Below are 18,095 nucleotides of genomic sequence, written 5' to 3'. Positions count from 1 at the left end.
TTCATATTGGAATGAGTCTAAATCGGTCGGAGGTCAGGAATCCGACACCCGCCGGGTGGCTGACGGGCCAATAACCGCTTCCTTCGCCGCCGGCCCCCATGAGCACACGCCTCGCCGCGGCACTGTCGGGCTCGTGCGTTGCAAGATATTGCAAAAGCTGCAAGCATTTGGTCGCGAATGCGGCGGCGTCGTTCATTGATCATTCAAGGTGAATATGGAACCCTCCAGTGAGACAGATCGCCAATGCACGCTGTCCCTGCTGCCGCGAGAAAGGTGAGGCCATGAAGAAGACATTGCTGGCGCTTTGCGCCGTTGCCGCTGTGGCGGCTTCGACTGTGGCGGTGCCCGCCCCCGCCCAGGCACAACGCGGTGTCGCCGCCGGCGTTGCTGCGGGATTGATCGGTGGCGCCATCGTCGGTGGCGCGATCGCATCGCAGAACCGCTACTACGGTCCCGGCTACGGCTACTATGCGCCCGGTCCGGCCTATGTCGCCGAGCCCGGTTATGGTCCCGACTGCTTCTGGCAGCGCCAGCGGTTCTGGGACGGCTACACCTGGCGCGTTCGCAGCGTCCGCGTTTGCGATTGATCGCCGTTCATCTCGATTAAATCGAACCAAATGTCCCGGAAAACCGACTGTTTCTCCGGGACATCTGCTGCAGATGGCCAGAAAAAACCGCTTTTCTGCGCGATCAGCCTGCGGACGTTTACTTTCGGTTGACTGTTCTGCGCTGTTTAGCAAGACAGCAGTTCGAGATCAGCGTGCGAGTCACCTCAACCCGGCGCCGAACCACGACGCCACCACCTTCCAGGAGAGCCAAAGACATGAAGAAGACTTTAGCTGCCCTTGTCGCCGTTACCACGATTGCCGGTTCGCTGGCCGTTGCTCCGGCTGCCAAGGCTGGTGACGGCGGCGCCGTCGCAGCCGGCGTTGCCGGCGGCCTGATCGGCGGCGCCCTGCTGGGCGGCGCTATCGCAGGCGCTCGCCCCGCCCCGGTCTATGTCGCACCGGCACCGGTTTACGTCGAAGAGGCCCCGTGCCGCATGGTTCGTGAGCGCTTCTGGGACGGTTACGGCTGGCGCTTCCGTCGCATCCAGGTTTGCGACTGATCGACCGACACGTTTTCAGCATCACACTCGAAAACCCGGCCTCGCGGCCGGGTTTTGCTTTTACGCCACCAGGCGGTCTTGCGAGCCAGCCCGATCAGCGCTGCCCGTGCATCGAGCGCAGCACCTCTTCGCTCGGCCAGCAATCGACCTTGAGGCCCGCCGACTTCTGATAGGCGCCGAGCGCGGCGCGCGTCTGCATGCCGGCCTTGCCGTCGATCTTGTCCTTGTAGAGCCCGATACGCGTCAGCTCGCGCTGCATGGTCTCGACGTCTTTCGTGCGCAGCTGCTTCGAAGCCGACCACGGCGTTGCGAATGGCAGCGGGCTGGTCATGCGGTCGCTGAGATGCCCGACGAACAGCACGTAGAGGTCGGAGAAATTGTATTCCTTGATGACGAAGTAGTTCCTGGTGGTCAGGAAGGACGGGCCGTAGATGCCTTCGGGCTGGAGCAGCGAGGCCTGCTGCGCCTGCTCGGCGGCACCGAGTTTCTGGCCACGCACCGGCACAAAGCCTTCGCGCAGCCATTGACCGATCGGCTTCGTCACCTCCGGTACGCCCGTGGTGCAATCGACCTTCGCGGGCGCCTGCACCTCATAGGCCCAGCGGAGGCCACTCTGCCAGCCCTTGTTGACAAGCTGCTGCGCGGCGGAGGCCAGCGCATCCGGCACGGAGTGCCAGATATCGATGCGGCCATCGCCGTCGAAGTCGACGCCATGCTTGTAATATTCCGACGGCAGGAACTGCGTCAGCCCGGTGGCGCCGGCCCAGGACGAGCGCATGTCCTTGCGCGTCACCACGCCCTCGCCGAGAATCTTGAGCGAGAGGATGAACTCGTTGCGATACTGGTCCTTGCGACGTCCGACATAGGCTTGCGTCGCCACCACGCGCAGCGTGTCGTAGGGCAGCGAATAGCGCCCGTAATCGGTCTCGCGGCCCCAGATCGCCAGCACGACGGTGGCCGGGACGCCGAACCGCTTCTCGATCGCATCGAGCGAGGAGCGATATTTTTGCAGCAGCCGCTGCCCCTCGCCGGCGAGCCGCGCGATCGACGCTTCCCTGACGTAATCGGCCGGCACCTGCACGAACTCGGCCTGCGACGGCGCGCCGGTCGCAGGCCGGCCCGGCAGAAGCAGGTCGGGCAGCTTGTAATCAGGCTCGAGCGAGCGTGTCTCGCGATCGAAGGTCTCGCGCGACACGCCGGCGGCCTTGGCCTCCGGCCACAGCGAGGCGATGAACTGGGTGAACGCAGCATCGGCGGCGAATGCTGGCAGCGGCGCACACAGCAGCACCGCGAATGCGACGATGGTGGCTGGCCATTTCATGATCGATCTCACCCTGCGGAAACGGGCATTGCAACGCGGATTCGGCAATTGTCAGAATTCAATTCTGGGTGGTAAGTTTGCCATGCGCATATTTCTGTCATTTCCCTCCGAACTGGAATCGCAGGCTGACAGCATCGCCCAGTCCCTGCGCAATTGCGACCATGACGTTTTCTTTTCGCACGACGATCTTCCGCCGGGCGACAGCTTCGATGCGCGCGTCGAAAAAGCCATCGAAAGCAGCGATTTTATGGTGTTCCTGATCAGTCCGGGATCGGTGACCAGGGGACGCTACTCGCTGAGCGAGCTCGCCTTTGCCCGGAACAAATGGCCGAACCCCAGCAATCGCGTGCTGTCGGTGATGATGGCGTCGACCCCGCTCGACCAGGTTCCGACCTATCTCAAGGCGGTCACGATCCTCGAACCTCAGGGCAGCGCGGCCGCCGAGACACGGGCCACCGTCGATCGCATGCTGGAAGCCAAATTCGAGCAGTCGCGCGACCGATCGAATTTGCCGTTCGCCGTGCTGTCGCTTGCGTCGGCCGTCGTGTGTACCCTGGCCACCACTTATGCGCTCAACGTCCTGCAATATTCGTTCGTCGCCTCCGACCCCGGCGGCATCACGATCCTGCCCGGCGTGATATTCGGCGCGGCGATCGCGACCTGCAATGTGATGTTTGGCGCCAGGGACAGGTTTCAGCTGGCGCTGGTGGTCGCGATCACGACGGCGGCGTGGATCGCGGCCATCGCAGCCGGAACGGTTTGCGGCGCGATCGTCAGGCTGCCGACCTTGCCGGGCTGGCCGGTGCTGTTCGGCGTCTGGCAGACCGCGTTCGTCCTCGCGATGGCCCGCGGATTTCCGCGCGGCGCGGCGCAAATCCCCGAATGGCTCGGCAGATCCGCGCCGGCACTGTTTGGCTCGCGCGCGGCGCGGTGACGCCGCGCCGCCGTTCATCCCTAATGCCCAACCTGTTGCTTGGCGCCTTCGATCGAGTCGTTCGACAGCTTGTCGACGATGGCGATGCCGATCGCCGACAGGATGAAGACGCAGTGGATGATGGTCTGCCACATCACGCCGGTCTCGGTGTAGTTGCCCTTGCCTGACGACAGCGCACCGGCCTCTATGAAGGTGCGCAGCAAATGGATCGAGGAAATGCCGATGATCGCCATCGCGAGCTTGATCTTGAGCACGCTGGCATTGACGTGGCCGAGCCATTCCGGCTCGTCGGGATGCCCGGCCAGGTTCAGCCGTGAAACGAAGGTCTCGTAGCCGCCCACGATCACCATGATCAGCAGGTTCGAGATCATGACCACATCGATCAGCCCGAGCACGACCAGCATGATCTGCTGCTCGCTGGCGTCGAACGAGTGCACGACCAGATGCCAGAGCTCCTTCAGGAACAACAGCACATAGACGGCCTGAGCGACGATGAGGCCGACATAGAGCGGCAATTGGAGCCAGCGCGAGCCGAAGATCAGCTTCGGAACGGGACGCAGCGACCGGCCCTTCAGGGGGGTGCGCGCATCTGAAACAGCGGACATGTTGGAGTGCTCGCAGGATTAAAAATTGCGGAGCGCTCTATCTACGCAATCCCGCGCGCTTGAAAAGCGACAACTGGCCGCAGATTGCGCCGCGGTGCCGTCACGATCCTGCCAACGAGCAACGGTCGAACGCGGCACGATGGCCGCGCTCGACCGCTTGAACCAATCAGCGCGTCAGCTTCTTGTACTTCACGCGGTGCGGGATGATGCTGTCCTGGCCGAGGCGGCGCATCTTGTCCTTCTCGTAATCCTGGAAGTTGCCCTCGAACCATTCGACATGGCTGTCGCCTTCGAAGGCCAGGATGTGGGTCGCGATACGGTCGAGGAACCAGCGATCGTGGCTGATGATAACGGCGCAGCCGGCGAAGTCCTCCAGCGCCTCTTCGAGCGCGCGTAGCGTGTCGACGTCGAGGTCGTTGGTCGGCTCGTCGAGCAGCAGCACGTTGGAGCCGGACTTCAGCATCTTGGCGAGATGAACGCGGTTGCGTTCACCGCCGGAGAGCGCGCCGACCTTCTTCTGCTGGTCCGCGCCCTTGAAGTTGAACGCCGAGCAATAGCCGCGCGAGTTCACTTCCTTCTTGCCGAGCAGGATCAGCTCGTTGCCGCCGGAGATCTCCTCCCAGACGGTCTTCTTGCCGTCGAGCGCATCGCGCGACTGGTCGACATAGCCGAGATGCACGGTCTCGCCGACAGTGATCGTGCCTGCGTCCGGCTTCTCCTGGCCGGTGATCATCTTGAACAGCGTGGTCTTGCCGGCGCCGTTCGGGCCGATCACGCCGACGATGCCGCCGGGCGGCAGCTTGAACGTGAGATTGTCGATCAGGAGGCGATCGCCAAAACCTTTGCTGAGGCCTTCGAAGTCGACCACGTTGGCGCCGAGCCGCTCGGCGACCGGAATGATGATCTGCGCAGTCTGGGTCTGCTTCTCGCTCGCCTTCTTGAGCAGCTCCTCGTAGCGCTGATAGCGTGCCTTCGACTTGGCTTGGCGCGCCTTCGGCGAAGACGCGACCCATTCCTGCTCGCGGGCGAGCGTCTTCTGGTGCGCCGCGTCCTCGCGTCCCTCCTGCTCCAGGCGCTTTTGCTTCTGCACCAGCCAGGACGAGTAGTTGCCCTCGTAGGGAATTCCGCGGCCGCGATCGAGCTCGAGGATCCAGCCGGTGACGTTGTCGAGGAAGTAGCGGTCGTGGGTGACGATCAGGATCGCACCGGGATAGTTGCGCAGATGGCCTTCCAGCCACGACACGGACTCGGCGTCGAGATGGTTGGTCGGTTCGTCCAGCAGCAGGAGTTCGGGCTGGTCGAGCAGCAGCTTGCACAGCGCGACGCGGCGGCGTTCGCCGCCGGAGAGCTTGGTCACGTCGGCATCGTCGGGCGGACATCGCAGCGCGTCCATGGCCTGGTCGACCTTGCTGTCGAGATCCCACAGGCCCTGGGCCTCGATCTCATCCTGGAGCTTGGTCATCTCGTCGGCGGTCTCGTCGGAATAGTTGACCGCGAGTTCGTTGTAGCGATCGAGGATCGCCTTCTGCTTGGCGACGCCCTGCATGACGTTCTCGCGCACGGACAGCTTGGGATCGAGCTGTGGCTCCTGTTCGAGATAGCCGACGCGGGCGCCCTCTGCGACCCAGGCCTCGCCGGTGTACTCCTTGTCGAGGCCAGCCATGATCTTGAGCAGCGTCGACTTGCCCGAGCCGTTGACGCCGAGCACGCCGATCTTGGCATCGGGGTAGAAGCTCAGGTGGATGTTATCGAGCACCTTCCGGGTCGGGTAGCTCTTGGTCAGGCCCTGCATGAAATAGATGAACTGGCGCGCCATCCGCTGTCCCTGGAATTGATCCGATTTGTGGAAATTTTGCTGCCGCCGATGTAACGGCCGGCCCCCGAAAGCGCAACCGCGGGACCTCTGTTTTCCGTCCGTTCACCACGTTTCGCGGCTTCACCACGGGTGATTACGGGTTCGACGCCATGTGTGCGCCGAATCACGACAATTGAAACCATCTTTTAATAAATCAGACCAAAACTCGTTCTCAACGCCGAAAAACGGCGATTTTCGCGGCAGAACCGCGGCCAAAACAGTTGAGGCCACGTCATGGCTACCATCATTTCAGCACCCCTTTCGCGCCCGGCGACCAAGGCCGAGGCGACGCTGTTCGCCGAATTCAGCGCATTTTGGCGCGCCTTCGTCGCCAGGGCTTTCAATCCCTACCGGCCGGAACTGCACTATATGCGCGGCCCCGGTCCAGCCTGCCGCGCCAAGCAGATGGCGCTGTCGCCGGCAGTCCGCTCGATGCTCGCCGATATCCGCGCCACGAAGACGCAGAAGCCGTCGCCGCGCGTGTGACAATCGCCGCTTTTTGAAACCGCGGCCGCTTGCGCGCCTGCCGATTGCGCGCGACCATGACGGGTATCCCGACGGTTGATCTCCCGCCGTCGTCCTCACCCTGAATGGACCTCCCCGATGACGCGGCTCCGCTGTGCAATCCTCGACGACTATTTTGACATCGCGCTTTCGGTGGCCGACTGGCCGAAGGTCAAGGACCGGGTCGACGTCACCGTGTTCGACAAGCCGTTCGCGAGCGAGGCGGAAGCGGCAACGAAGCTGAAGGACTTCGACGTCATCTGCGCGATGCGCGAGCGCACCGCTTTTCCCAAGAGCCTGTTCGACAAGCTGCCGAAGCTGAAGCTGCTGCTGACATCAGGCATGCGCAACGCTTCGATCGACATGGAGGCCGCCAAGGACCGCAAGGTGGTGTTGTGCGGCACCCAATATAACCGCGACCCGACGGCGCCGCTCACCATGGGCCTGATCCTGGAGCTGACCCGCGGCATCGGCCGCGAGAATGCACGCATGCATGCCGGCGAGCCCTGGCAGAGCTTTGCCGGCGTCGAGATCGAGGGCTTGACGCTCGGCATCGTCGGGCTCGGCAAGCTCGGCAGCAAGATGGCGGGCATTGCGAGACCGTTCGGCATGAACGTGATCGCCTGGAGCCCGAACCTCACGCCGGAGAAGTGCAAGGAGGCCGGCGTCGGCTACGCCAGCAAGGAGGAGCTGTTCGCCAAGGCCGATATCGTCACTATCCATGTGGTGCTGAGCGAGCGTTCGCGCGGGCTGGTTGGAGCTGCCGATCTCGCGCGGATGAAGCCGACCGCCTTTCTCGTCAACACCGCGCGCGGGCCGATCGTGGACGAGCAGGCGCTGCTCGAAGCGCTGCAGCAGAGGAGGATCGCAGGCGCCGGCTTGGACGTGTTCTCGGTCGAGCCGCTGCCGGTCGGATCACCCGCTGCGCAAGCTCGACAACGTCGTGATCACGCCGCATCTCGGCTATGCGACGCGCGAGAGCCTGCAGGCGCATTATCAGCAGATGGTCGAGTGCATCGATGCCTTCACCAAGGGCAACGAGCCGCCGCGGCGCCTGGCCTGACAGCGGCATTCACTGCGGCTAGCCGAGCCAGCGGAACGCGCGTTCGAGCTCGGCGCGGCCGTCCCGGTCATACCAGCGCCCGTGGGCGAGGATAATCCGCTCCGGATCCCATTCGATCATGCGGGCGACCGCGGCCTTCATCGCGTCCCTGTCCTGCAGGAAGGTCGAGCGCAGATCCGTTGGCGTGCTGCCGTCAGGATCGCGCACGCCGCCGAGCCAGATCAGGAACCGCATCAACGGCGAGCGAACGCGCCCGGCCTCAAAATTCTCGATCAGGTCCGTCAGCAGCAATGTCCGCGACGGCAGATGGAAGAACACGACCTCCGTCATGTAGCTGCCTGCCACCGGCAGCGTCGCGATCCACTCATCCCAGGGATAACCGGATGATCGTTCCAGTGGCTCGCCTTCGAAGGTCAGCCCACTGCCCGCCTGTTGCTTGATCCCGGGCGCAAGGAAGATGCGCGCGTCGGGATAGGCAGCATGCCATTTCGGAATCCACCAATAGTGCAGACGATTCGGACCGATGATCCAGCGCGGTGCGCCCAGCTTGACGACTGCGGCCTTGAGTTCCGCCAGCAATGGTGTCGGCGAGTGAATGAACAGACGCCCACCCGGCAGACGAAGGATCGTCGCGCGCGTTGGAAACGGCATCTTGAACCAGCGCGGGCCGAACCGGATGATCGGACCATCGATCATCCATACGTCATCGGCGACAGGCTTTGGCGCATTCAGCGGCGGATAGGTCTCGCAGACGTCCTGCATCGCATTGCCTCCCAGGCGGCAACGTGGAGATGCGCGGCTCGTTGCAACAAAAAAGGCGCGCTGTTCGCGCGCCTTTTTCAATGATGAACTTGCCGGTTGGCCTAGCGCACCGTCACCGGTGCGGGCAGCGGCTGCACCGTGGTCGGCTGCGTGCCGGGCAGCGGCGCCGCCGCCTGAGCCTGAGCCGACGCGGGAGCCATCGGGTTTGGAGGCGCGGCAGAAGCGGTCGCCGTTCCCGGCGGCGGACCACCCGGCATCACCACCACGCGGGTGCCGACCTTGACGCGATCGAACAGGTCGGAGACGTCCTCGTTGAGCATGCCGATGCAGCCGGAGGAGACGAACTTGCCGATCGTCGAGGGCTGGTTGGTGCCGTGGATGCGATAGACGGTCGAGCCGAGATACATCGCGCGGGCGCCAAGCGGATTGCCCGGGCCGCCGGCCATGAAGCGCGGCAGGTAGGGCTGACGCTCGATCATCTCGGTCGGCGGATGCCAATCCGGCCATTCGGCCTTGCGGGTGATCTTCTGCACGCCGGTCCAGGTGAAACCGTCGCGGCCGACGCGGACGCCGTAGCGGATCGCACGGCCGCCTCCGAGCACGTAATAGAGATAGGTGTTGGGCGTATCGACCACGAGCGTGCCGGCCGGCTCCTTGGTCTGGAACGCGACCTCCTGGCGGCGCAGGTTCGGCGGCAGCTGCACCGGCGCGTCTTCGGGCTGCTCGTCCGGCGGCAGCGCCGCGATCTGCACCGGCTTGCCATTGGCATCGACCGGCGCCTGCTGCTGCGGCACGGCTCCGGTAACGCCCTCGGGCGGACGCAGGCCGCCGCGGTCGTCGCCGTAGGAAACACCGGCGGCCGGAACGCCATTGTCGCGGTTAGCTTGTTGCGCACCCGGACGATCGCCGTAGATCACCGGCGGCGGCCCCATCGGACGGCCATAGCGGGGATCATCGGGCGACATCACCGGCCCAGTCGGCGCACCACGGTCGGAATAGACCGGAGGAGCATTCATCGGACGGCCATAGCGCGGATCGTCCGGCGACATCACGGGGCCGGTCGGCGCGCCACGATCGGAATAGGTGGGCGCATTCGCCGGACGGCCATAGCGCGGATCGTTCGGCGACAGCACCGGACCGGGCGGCGGCAGTGCAGCCGAATCCTGCCCGTCATCGTCATTGAGAGCGTCGAAATCCGGCATGCTGCCCTGGGGGGGGTAGGGCTGGGGCGCCGTCGAATAGGCGGTGCCCTGGGGCGCCGGATAACCCTGCTGCGCATGCGCAAGCGAGGTTCCTGCCACGCCGAGAGCCGCGGCAGCGCAAATCGTCAGAATGCGGTTGATCATCATTGCTCTGTTATAGTCCCCAAGCCACACCGGACTGTTAACGGCCCAATGCAGGAAGATAGCGGCGCATTCAAGACAAATCCGCGAAACCCGGGCTATTCCGGGCCTTTTGTGATTTCGCGTCAACGCTGCGGCAATGATGTCTCACGGGTCGGCAAAGTCCGTCCAGATGGCCAAAGTCATCAATCACCCGCATTTTGTAACAAACAGTGCCGGGACGTTGCGATATCTTCGAATTGGCCTGATTCGCGCTCGCGACGCCGGCTTTCTTGTGTGGTCACCGCGTTCCCTCGACATCGAAGACCCTCCCGCAGAAGGGGGAACCCGCGCCCATGCTCCCCGGCCTTCGTTTTCTGTTCGCCGCGATCGTGCTGGCGAGCTCGCTTCTGGTGTTCGGGTTAGGGGCAGCCGCGCTGTTTCGCGCGGCGCATGAAGAGTTCGCAAGCATTCCGGCCCGCCGGGCGCCGCCGCCCGAGCCGCAATTCGCGCAGCAGCCCGAGACCCCGCCAGTGCTTGCCATGGTCCGGGTCGACCCGCCCGCCGCCGACAAGGTGACGACCGAAACTCCGGCAGCCCCGTCCGAGCCGGCCGCGTCCGAACAACCGGCTGCTCCCGCTGAAATCAGCCCTGCAGCCGAGCCGGAGAAGGTCGCCGCCGTGACGGCGGATGATCCGGTCCCGACCGCCCCGCCGAAGCCGGAAGCCCAAGCCACGGAGACCCCCGCGCCAGCTCAGCCCGCCGACAGCGCGGCGCAGATTCCGACCGCAGATCCGTCGCCGGCATCGGAGCCGACGCCCGCTGCCGCCGAAGCCGCACCGGGGGCCACCGAGGACAAGGTCGCCGCCGTCGCCGATCCGCCCGGCCCCAGCGAGCCAGCGCTTCCGCCGCCGGCACCCGCGATGGCAGCGCCCGAGCCCGCCCCGCCGCCGTCACCCGAGGCGATGGCGGCCGCGACCAGGATCGCAACGCTGGGCGGGCCCGAAGTTGTTGCCGAAGCGCCGGTGGCGCCGAAGGCCGCTGAGGCGAAGAAGCCGGTGCGCAGCGCGGTCAGCAAGCCGGCACATCGCAAGGAGCGGCGGCGGATCGTCCGCGCGCAGCCGGTTCGGCAGGTCGTTCAGCAGCAGCTCGATCCGTTCGGCCAGCCGACCCTGGTGCCGCTCACCCGGCGCTAGCAAGCAGGAATGACCTGTTACGCCGGCCCCGTCGCGATCGGCGGGCCGCCGGCCTGGCCCCATTCCGACCAGGAGCCGTCATAGAGCGCGGTGTCGGTAATCCCCAGGCGATAGAGCGCGAGCGTCAGCACGCCGGCGGAGACGCCGGAGCCGCAGCTCGTGACGATCGGCGCATCGAGCTTGACGCCGGCGCCCGTGAAGACGGTGCGCAGCTCCTCGAGCGGCTTCATCTCGCCGGTCGCGGCATCGAACAGCAGGTTGTAGGGCACGTTGCGCGCGCCGGGGATGTGCCCGGAGCGGATGCCCGGACGCGGCTCGGGCGCGCGGCCCTCGAAACGGTCGGCGGCGCGCGCATCGATCACCTGCTCCTTGCGGCTTTCGACATTGGCGACCAGCTGCTGCATGCTGCGCACGCGGTTTGAATCATAGCTGGCCTTGAACGTCGCAGGCTTCGGCTTGACCTCGCCACTCTCCACGCGGCGGCCCTCGGCACGCCACTTCTTCAGGCCGCCATTGAGGATGCGCACATTGCCGTGGCCGTAGGACAGGAACATCCACCAGGCGCGCGGCGCTGCGACCCAGCCGCCGGCATCGTAGATCACGACGGTGTCGCTATTTCCGATACCGAGATTGCCGACATCGCGGCCGAACTGCTCGGCGCTCGGAAACATGTGCGGCAGCGGATTGGAATGATCCGACACCGCATCGACGTCGAAGAACACCGCGCCCGGCAGGTGCGCGGCGAGATAGTCGTCCTTCGGCAGCGGCAAGACGCCCGGCAGCTTGAAGCTGGCGTCGAGGATCTTGACGTTGGCGTCGCCCAGATGCGCAGCCAGCCATTCGGTCGAAACGAGCGGATCGTCGGTCGTCGTCATTCGGCATTTCCTTCGTCATTCCGGGGCTCGCGCAGCGAGAACCCGGAATCTCGCAAGACAACCTCTGGATTCCGGCTCGCGACTGCGTCGCGCCCGGAATGACGGTGGATGGGGCGTTCACCCCTTCTTCTTCGGCTCCCATTTCTCCGTCGGACCGCCGGCGTCGCGCCAGGCGGCGTAGCCGCCGGCGATGTGGGCGACGGGCTTGAGGCCCATGTCCTGCGCGGTCTTGGCCGCGAGCGCGGAGCGCAGGCCGCCGGCGCAGTGGAAGACGAATTTCTTGTCCTCCTGGAAGATCGGCTTTGCGTACGGGCTCTGCGGATCGATCCAGAATTCGAGCATGCCGCGGGTGCAGGCGAAAGCGCCGGGGATGCGGCCGTCGCGCTCGATCTCGCGGGGGTCGCGGATGTCGACGATGACGACGTCACCGTTCTTGGAGATCAGCGTGATGGCGTCCTTGGCGGTGAGGGTCTCGATCTCGGCATTGGCCTCGTCGATCAGCGCCTTGATGCCGCGGGTGATGGTCTGGGGCATGGGTTACTCCCTTTGTCTTTGTGCTTTCGCGTTTTCTGCCACCGTCATTCCGGACGGACGCAACGCGGCTGATCCGGAATCTCGAGATTCCGAGTTCGCTTCGCGCCCCGGAATGACGAAATCAAAGTCAGCGCACCAGCTCCCGCATCGCGTTCTCCAGACCTTCGATCGTGATCGGATACATGCGCTCGGAGAACAGGCGGCGGATGATGGTGGTCGATTCCGAATAGTCCCAGTGCTTCTGCTGCACCGGGTTCAGCCACACGCTGTGCGGATAGGTACGGATGATGCGATCGAGCCAGACCGAGCCCGGCTCCTCGTTGACGTGCTCGACCGAGCCGCCGGGCACCATGATCTCGTAAGGCGACATCGAGGCGTCGCCGACGAACACCACCTTGTAGTCGTGCGGGTATTTGTGCAGCACGTCCCAGGTCGGCGTGCGGTCGGTGAAGCGGCGCTTGTTCTGCTTCCACACGCCTTCATAGAGGCAATTGTGGAAGTAGAAATACTCCATGTGCTTGAACTCGCTCTTCGCCGCCGAGAACAGCTCCTCGACCTGCTCGATATGCGCGTCCATCGAGCCGCCGATGTCGAAGAACACCAGCAGCTTCACCGCATTGCGCCGCTCGGGGCGCATGTGCACGTCGAGATAGCCGTGATTGGCGGTCTCGCGAATCGTGGTGTCGAGATCGAGCTCGTCGGGCGCGCCGGTGCGCGCGAACTTGCGCAGCCGGCGCAGCGCCACCTTGATGTTGCGGATGCCGAGCTCGACATTGCCGTCGAGATCTTTGAACTCGCGCTTGTCCCACACCTTCACGGCGCGGTTGTTGCGGTTCTTCTCCTGGCCGATGCGCACGCCTTCGGGATTGTAGCCATGGGCGCCGAACGGCGAGGTGCCGGCGGTGCCGATCCACTTCGAGCCGCCCTGGTGCCGGCCCTTCTGCTCCTCGAGGCGCTTCTTCAAGGTCTCCATGAGCTTGTCCCAGCCCATGGCCTCGATCTGCTTCTTCTCTTCTTCCGTCAGGTATTTCTCGGCGAGCTTCTTCAGCCACTCCTCGGGGATCTCGGCCTTGTCCATGGCCTCGAGCAGGCTTTCCAGCCCCTTGAACACCGTGCCGAAGACCCGGTCGAACTTGTCGAGGTTGCGCTCGTCCTTCACCAGGGAGGCGCGCGACAGATAATAGAAATTCTCGACCGTGTAGTCCGCGAGGTCAGCGTCGAGCGCCTCCATCAGCGTGAGGTATTCGCGCAGCGTCACGGGGACCTGCGCGTCGCGCAGAGAGGTGAAAAACTGCAGGAACATATTTACTTAAATCGCCCGCCCTGCCGGTGCCGTCAAGGGCCCCTCCCCCGGTTGCGGCTGCGGATCAGCCATTCACTTTCACTTAACCACCCCGGCCAGCTTCGGCTCCCGGCGGCGAAACGTGACATTAAGATCGGGCGTTGATCACTGGAGGCGACACGACGCCAGTGGACCCGACCGACTTGTCCAACAGCCCTGCCAAGCTGCCGAAACTGTTTTCGCCGACAGCGATCGTCGCCGCCGTGGTGGCGGCCATGAGCATATTCGTGCTGGGTCTGTTGATCTGGAAGGCGGTCGAGGCGCGCACCACGGCGCTGGCCCAGGGCGAGCGCGACATCCGCAACCTGACCCACTCGCTGGCGGAACACGCCTCGCATTCGGTCCAGGCGATCGACGTGGCCATGAACGCCATGGTGGATCTGCTGAAATACCAGAAGCCGCGCGTCGACCGCTTCAACGCGGCGCTGCGCAAGACCGCCGACGCGCTGCCGCAGATCAAGGAGATCGGCGTGATCGACCCCGACGGCAACAGGATCTACTCGTCGGCCGCGGAGCTGCCAGCGCACAACAATGCCGATCGCGGCTATTTCATCGGCCATCGCGACTCGACAGATGCATTGCTGCATATCAGCGAGCCATTGCAGTCGCGGCTGACCGGTCAGCCGACCATCGTACTCTCGCGACGCGTCACCAGGGAGGATGGCGGCTTCGGCGGCGTGTTGTTCGCGACCATCGAGACAAGCTATTTCGACAACTTCTATCAAGCCTTCAAATTCGGTCCGCATGCCGGAATTACCCTGCTTCGGCTCGACGGCATGGTCTTGGCGCACTGGCCGGCGGGCAAGTGGAACAAGGAGGTTTCCGCGGCTTTCAAGGCGAGGATCGAGCAGGACCGGACGGGCTACACGAAAACCACATCGCCGTTCGACGGACGCGTCAAATATCTTGGCTTCGAGCGCGCTTCGCAATATCCGATCGTGGTCACCGTCGCCTTGCCGGAAGCCCAGGTTCTCGCCGCATGGCATGACGATTTGCGCAACGACCTGCTTGTCGCCGTCATCCTGATGGGAGGCGTCATCCTGTTCGCGATCCTGCTCGGCAAGGAGTTTGCCAAGCGCACCAGGGTCGCGCGGATGCTCAGGGAACGCGAGGCACGCTACCGGCTGCTGGCCGACAACATCGCCGATGTGGTGATCCTGCTGGACCGTAACGGCAGCTTCCTGTTCGTGTCGCAATCGGTCGAGACCATCCTCGGCCGCAAGCCGGACGATCTGATCGGCAAATCCTGCTTCGAGTTCGTGCACCCCGATCATCTCGCCGACGTCGCCAAAGCGACATCGGAATTGACCAACTGGACCACCACCAAGACCGTCGAATTCAAGACCTTCCGCGCCAACGGCAGCGAGGTCTGGGTCGAGATTAATTTCAAGCTTGCGGGCGCGGCGGAAGATCACCAAGCCATCGAGGTCGTCGGCGTGCTGCGCGACGTGACCGAGCGCCGCAAGATGGAGGACGAGCTCAACGCGCTGAACATCCGCCTGTCCGAGCTTGCGACCACCGATGGCCTGACCGCGCTCGCCAATCGCCGCAGCTTCGACAGCGCGCTGCCGCGCGAGTTCCGCGATCGGGAGCAGATCTCGCTGATTATGCTCGACATCGATCACTTCAAGGGTTTCAACGACACGCAAGGTCACCAGGCCGGCGACGAATGCCTGCGGCGCGTGGCGCGCGTGATCGCGGGCGCCACCGACAACACCACGGCGCTGGCGGCGCGATACGGCGGCGAGGAGTTCGCGATCATCCTGCCCGGCGTCGGCGAGCAGGATGCACTGAAGGTCGCCGAGGCGATGCGCCTCACGGTACGGTCGCTGGCGATGGCCAATCCGGCCGCGCGCCGCGGCGTGGTTTCGATCAGCCTCGGGATCGCCAGCCGGTCGGCCGCGACCGCGAGCGAGACCGAACTGCTCGGCCGGGCCGATCTTGCGCTCTATGAGGCGAAACGTTCGGGACGCGACCGCACGGTGCTGGCCTCGTCGCTCGCGGGTGACAATCATTCCGCGGGGCGGAAACAGTACGCCTGACATACTATGCGCCCGGTGCCGTCTAGGTACCGCTGCGCTGCGGAATCCGCGCTAGACCGCCCGGCTTTTTCAACTAGAATTGTACCGGACAAGATATCGGAGAGGACATGCGACCGCTGCGAGAGCGGTCGTTTCGTGTGGGGGCCGGGGCCGCCGACGAACGAAGCAAGGCAAACAGATAGATGAAATTTACCGGCACCAAGGACTATGTTGCGACCGACGATCTCAAGGTCGCCGTCAATGCCTCGATCGTGCTGGAGCGCCCGCTCCTCATCAAGGGCGAGCCCGGCACCGGCAAGACGGTGCTGGCGGAGGAGGTGGCGAAGGCGCTGAACGCGCCGCTTTTGACCTGGCACATCAAGTCCACCACCAAGGCGCAGCAGGGCCTCTACGAATACGACGCGGTGTCGCGTCTGCGCGACAGCCAGCTGGGCGATGCGCGCGTGTCCGACATCAAGAACTACATCAAGCGCGGCAAGCTGTGGGAGGCCTTCACCGCCGAGCAGCGCCCGGTGCTCCTGATCGACGAGATCGACAAGGCCGACATCGAATTCCCCAACGATCTGCTGCTCGAGCTCGACCGCATGGAATTCCATGTCTACGAGACCGGCGAGACGATCAAGGCCAAGCAGCGCCCGATCATGATGATCACCTCCAACAACGAGAAGGAGCTGCCGGACGCGTTCCTGCGCCGCTGCTTCTTCCACTACATCAAGTTCCCCGACGCCGACACGATGGGCCGCATCGTCGACGTCCACTTCCCCGGCATCAAGAAGCGCCTCGTCGAGGAAGCGCTGCGCATCTTCTTCGAGGTGCGCGAGGTGCCCGGCCTGAAGAAGAAGCCGTCCACCTCGGAGCTTCTGGACTGGCTCAAGCTGCTGCTCAACGAAGACATGAGCGCCGAGCAGTTGCGGGAAAGGGACCCGCGAAAACTGATCCCGCCGCTGCACGGCGCGCTGCTCAAGAACGAGCAGGACGTGCATCTGTTCGAGCGGCTGGCTTTCCTCAGCCGCCGCGAAGTCTAGTTCCGATATCGGCAAACGCCGGGGCGATGGCTTCGGCGTTTTGCTTCTGCAGCTCCACAAACAAGAAGACCAGGGAAGATGAACGTCCAGACCCAGATCCGGGCCGCCGAGCCCGTCACCACAGAGCACTTCGACGTCCTGATCGCAGGCGCCGGCATCTCCGGCGTCGGCGCCGCCTACCACCTCGCCACGCAATGCCCCGGCACCAGCTTCGTGGTGCTCGAGACGCAGAAGACTTTTGGCGGCACCTGGTCCACCCATCGCTATCCGGGCATCCGCTCCGACAGCGACCTGCACACCTTCGGCTATCGCTTCAAGCCGTGGACCAGCGCGCCGATCGCGACCGCTGCAGAGATCCTGAAGTACATGGGCGAGGTGATCGAGGAGAACGACATCGCCCGTCACATCCGCTATCGCCACACCATCACCGCGGCGAAGTGGTCGAACGAGACCAATCTCTGGACCATCGATGCGACGCGCATCGACACCGGCGAGCGGCTGCGCTTCACGACCAATTTCTTCTGGATGTGCCAGGGCTATTATCGCCACGACGCCGGCTATACGCCCGAATGGACCGACATGGCGAAGTTCAAGGGCACCGTCGTGCATCCGCAGACCTGGCCCGACGACCTCGACTACAAGGGCAAGCGCGTGATCGTGATCGGCTCCGGCGCCACAGCTGCGACGCTGATCCCGGCGATGGCCAAGGACGCCGCCCATGTCACCATGCTCCAGCGCTCGCCGACCTATTTCCGTCTCGGCCGCAACGCCATCGAGATCGCGGAAGAGCTGCGCCGGCTTCAGATTGACGAGACCTGGATCCACGAGATCGTGCGGCGGAAGATCCTGTTCGAACAGGATGCGTTCACCAAGCGGACCTTCGCCGAGCCCGAGGGCGCCAAGAAGGACCTGCTGGCAGCGGTCGAAGCCGTCCTCGGCAAGGACTACGACATCGCCACCCACTTCACGCCGAAATACCGGCCATGGCGGCAGCGCATCGCCTTCGTGCCGGATGCGGATCTGTTCAACGCCATCAAGGGCGGCAAGGCGTCGGTCGTCACCGACGAGATCGACCGCTTCACCGAGACGAGCATCCTGCTCAAGTCCGGCAAAGAGCTCGAGGCCGACATCATCGTCACCGCGACCGGCTTCAACCTTGCGGCGCTCGGCGACATCGAATTCGAGATTGACGGCAGGCCGCTCGCTTTTGGCGACACCGTCACCTATCGCGGCATGATGTTCACGGGCGTGCCCAACATGGTCTGGGTTTTCGGCTACTTCCGCGCTAGCTGGACGTTGCGCGTCGACCTCGTCGCCGATTTCGTCTGCAGCCTGCTGCAGCACATGAACGCGACCGGCGCGAAGAAGGTGACGCCGAAGCTGCGTCCCGAAGACCACAACATGCCGATCCTGCCCTGGATCGATCCGGAGAACTTCAATCCCGGCTACATGATGCGCAACATGGACCTCTTGCCCAAGCGCGGCGATAAGCCGGAATGGCAGCACAGCCAGGATTACTGGATCGAGAAGGACGAATTCCCGGCGATCGACCTCAAGGACAAGGCGTTCGTCTACAGCTGAGCTCCACTATATTTCGCGTCATCCTG

The 18,095-nt window shown here is 64.3% G+C and carries 16 protein-coding genes and 1 pseudogene; 9 read left to right on the top strand and 8 right to left on the bottom strand.

Going from position 1 to position 18,095, the window contains the following annotated elements; all coding sequences use genetic code 11:
* The first annotated feature begins 281 nt into the window (after positions 1-281).
* Positions 282-587 (top strand): hypothetical protein, encoded by a 306-nt coding sequence (locus tag RX327_RS11050; protein WP_016843729.1) that lies wholly within the window; start codon positions 282-284, stop codon positions 585-587.
* 236 nt (positions 588-823) lie between these two features.
* Entirely contained in the window at positions 824-1,108 is a 285-nt protein-coding gene (locus RX327_RS11045) for a hypothetical protein (protein ID WP_016843728.1), read from the top strand.
* Positions 1,109-1,202: 94 nt separating this feature from the next.
* Here the strand turns inward: RX327_RS11045 and RX327_RS11040 are convergent, their stop codons facing one another.
* Entirely contained in the window at positions 1,203-2,429 is a 1,227-nt protein-coding gene (locus RX327_RS11040) for a lytic murein transglycosylase (protein ID WP_317250260.1), read from the bottom strand.
* Positions 2,430-2,511: 82 nt separating this feature from the next.
* On the opposite strand from RX327_RS11040, the gene RX327_RS11035 reads away from it, so the two are divergent.
* Positions 2,512-3,363: a toll/interleukin-1 receptor domain-containing protein gene (locus RX327_RS11035; RefSeq protein ID WP_050387346.1), complete on the top strand. Its 852-nt coding sequence runs from the start codon at positions 2,512-2,514 to the stop codon at positions 3,361-3,363.
* 20 nt (positions 3,364-3,383) lie between these two features.
* On the opposite strand, the gene RX327_RS11030 is transcribed toward RX327_RS11035, so the two are convergent.
* Both RX327_RS11030 and ettA read right to left on the bottom strand, forming a co-directional pair.
* Positions 3,384-3,968: a TIGR00645 family protein gene (locus RX327_RS11030; RefSeq protein WP_317250259.1), complete on the bottom strand. Its 585-nt coding sequence runs from the start codon at positions 3,966-3,968 to the stop codon at positions 3,384-3,386.
* Between the two features lie 166 nt (positions 3,969-4,134).
* Positions 4,135-5,784: an energy-dependent translational throttle protein EttA gene (gene ettA, locus RX327_RS11025; RefSeq protein WP_317250258.1), complete on the bottom strand. Its 1,650-nt coding sequence runs from the start codon at positions 5,782-5,784 to the stop codon at positions 4,135-4,137.
* Positions 5,785-6,057: 273 nt separating this feature from the next.
* Between ettA and RX327_RS11020 the strand changes: the two genes are divergently transcribed.
* Together RX327_RS11020 and RX327_RS11015 are read left to right on the top strand one after the other, a co-directional pair.
* Complete coding sequence (locus RX327_RS11020; RefSeq protein ID WP_028334817.1) at positions 6,058-6,309, top strand: hypothetical protein; 252 nt, start codon at positions 6,058-6,060, stop codon at positions 6,307-6,309.
* A 117-nt stretch (positions 6,310-6,426) separates the two neighbouring features.
* Positions 6,427-7,390, top strand: a pseudogene (locus tag RX327_RS11015) (D-2-hydroxyacid dehydrogenase family protein).
* An 18-nt stretch (positions 7,391-7,408) separates the two neighbouring features.
* On the opposite strand, the gene RX327_RS11010 reads toward RX327_RS11015, so the two are convergent.
* The gene (locus RX327_RS11010) at positions 7,409-8,152 is read right to left on the bottom strand and encodes a DUF4336 domain-containing protein (protein WP_050387349.1); all 744 of its coding nucleotides are present in this window, start codon (positions 8,150-8,152) and stop codon (positions 7,409-7,411) included.
* Between the two features lie 101 nt (positions 8,153-8,253).
* Positions 8,254-9,501: a L,D-transpeptidase gene (locus RX327_RS11005; protein ID WP_317250257.1), complete on the bottom strand. Its 1,248-nt coding sequence runs from the start codon at positions 9,499-9,501 to the stop codon at positions 8,254-8,256.
* A gap of 329 nt (positions 9,502-9,830) precedes the next feature.
* Here RX327_RS11005 and RX327_RS11000 point away from each other — a divergent pair, with 329 nt between their 5' ends.
* On the top strand, positions 9,831-10,670 hold the full coding sequence (locus tag RX327_RS11000) for a hypothetical protein (protein ID WP_317250256.1): 840 nt from the start codon (positions 9,831-9,833) through the stop codon (positions 10,668-10,670).
* 17 nt (positions 10,671-10,687) lie between these two features.
* Here RX327_RS11000 and sseA read toward each other — a convergent pair whose 3' ends face one another.
* The 3 genes from sseA to RX327_RS10985 all read right to left on the bottom strand — a co-directional run bounded on the left by sseA (position 10,688) and on the right by RX327_RS10985 (position 13,382).
* Positions 10,688-11,545, bottom strand: coding sequence for a 3-mercaptopyruvate sulfurtransferase (gene sseA, locus RX327_RS10995; protein ID WP_317250255.1), 858 nt, complete (start codon positions 11,543-11,545; stop codon positions 10,688-10,690).
* A gap of 117 nt (positions 11,546-11,662) precedes the next feature.
* On the bottom strand, positions 11,663-12,079 hold the full coding sequence (locus tag RX327_RS10990; RefSeq protein ID WP_317250254.1) for a rhodanese-like domain-containing protein: 417 nt from the start codon (positions 12,077-12,079) through the stop codon (positions 11,663-11,665).
* Positions 12,080-12,206: 127 nt separating this feature from the next.
* A complete protein-coding gene (locus tag RX327_RS10985) occupies positions 12,207-13,382 on the bottom strand; it encodes a VWA domain-containing protein (RefSeq protein ID WP_317250253.1) in 1,176 nt (391 codons plus the stop codon).
* A 182-nt stretch (positions 13,383-13,564) separates the two neighbouring features.
* Here RX327_RS10985 and RX327_RS10980 point away from each other — a divergent pair, with 182 nt between their 5' ends.
* The 3 genes from RX327_RS10980 to RX327_RS10970 all read left to right on the top strand — a co-directional run bounded on the left by RX327_RS10980 (position 13,565) and on the right by RX327_RS10970 (position 18,069).
* Complete coding sequence (locus tag RX327_RS10980) at positions 13,565-15,463, top strand: diguanylate cyclase (protein WP_317250252.1); 1,899 nt, start codon at positions 13,565-13,567, stop codon at positions 15,461-15,463.
* Positions 15,464-15,645: 182 nt separating this feature from the next.
* Positions 15,646-16,488, top strand: coding sequence for a MoxR family ATPase (locus tag RX327_RS10975; protein ID WP_317250251.1), 843 nt, complete (start codon positions 15,646-15,648; stop codon positions 16,486-16,488).
* Positions 16,489-16,566: 78 nt separating this feature from the next.
* Positions 16,567-18,069: an NAD(P)/FAD-dependent oxidoreductase gene (locus RX327_RS10970; RefSeq protein WP_317250250.1), complete on the top strand. Its 1,503-nt coding sequence runs from the start codon at positions 16,567-16,569 to the stop codon at positions 18,067-18,069.
* The last annotated feature ends 26 nt before the right edge of the window (positions 18,070-18,095 follow it).

Source organism: Bradyrhizobium sp. BEA-2-5 (assembly GCF_032918025.1).
Taxonomy (GTDB): domain Bacteria; phylum Pseudomonadota; class Alphaproteobacteria; order Rhizobiales; family Xanthobacteraceae; genus Bradyrhizobium; species Bradyrhizobium pachyrhizi.
This window is presented reverse-complemented; position numbering and strand designations above follow the sequence as displayed.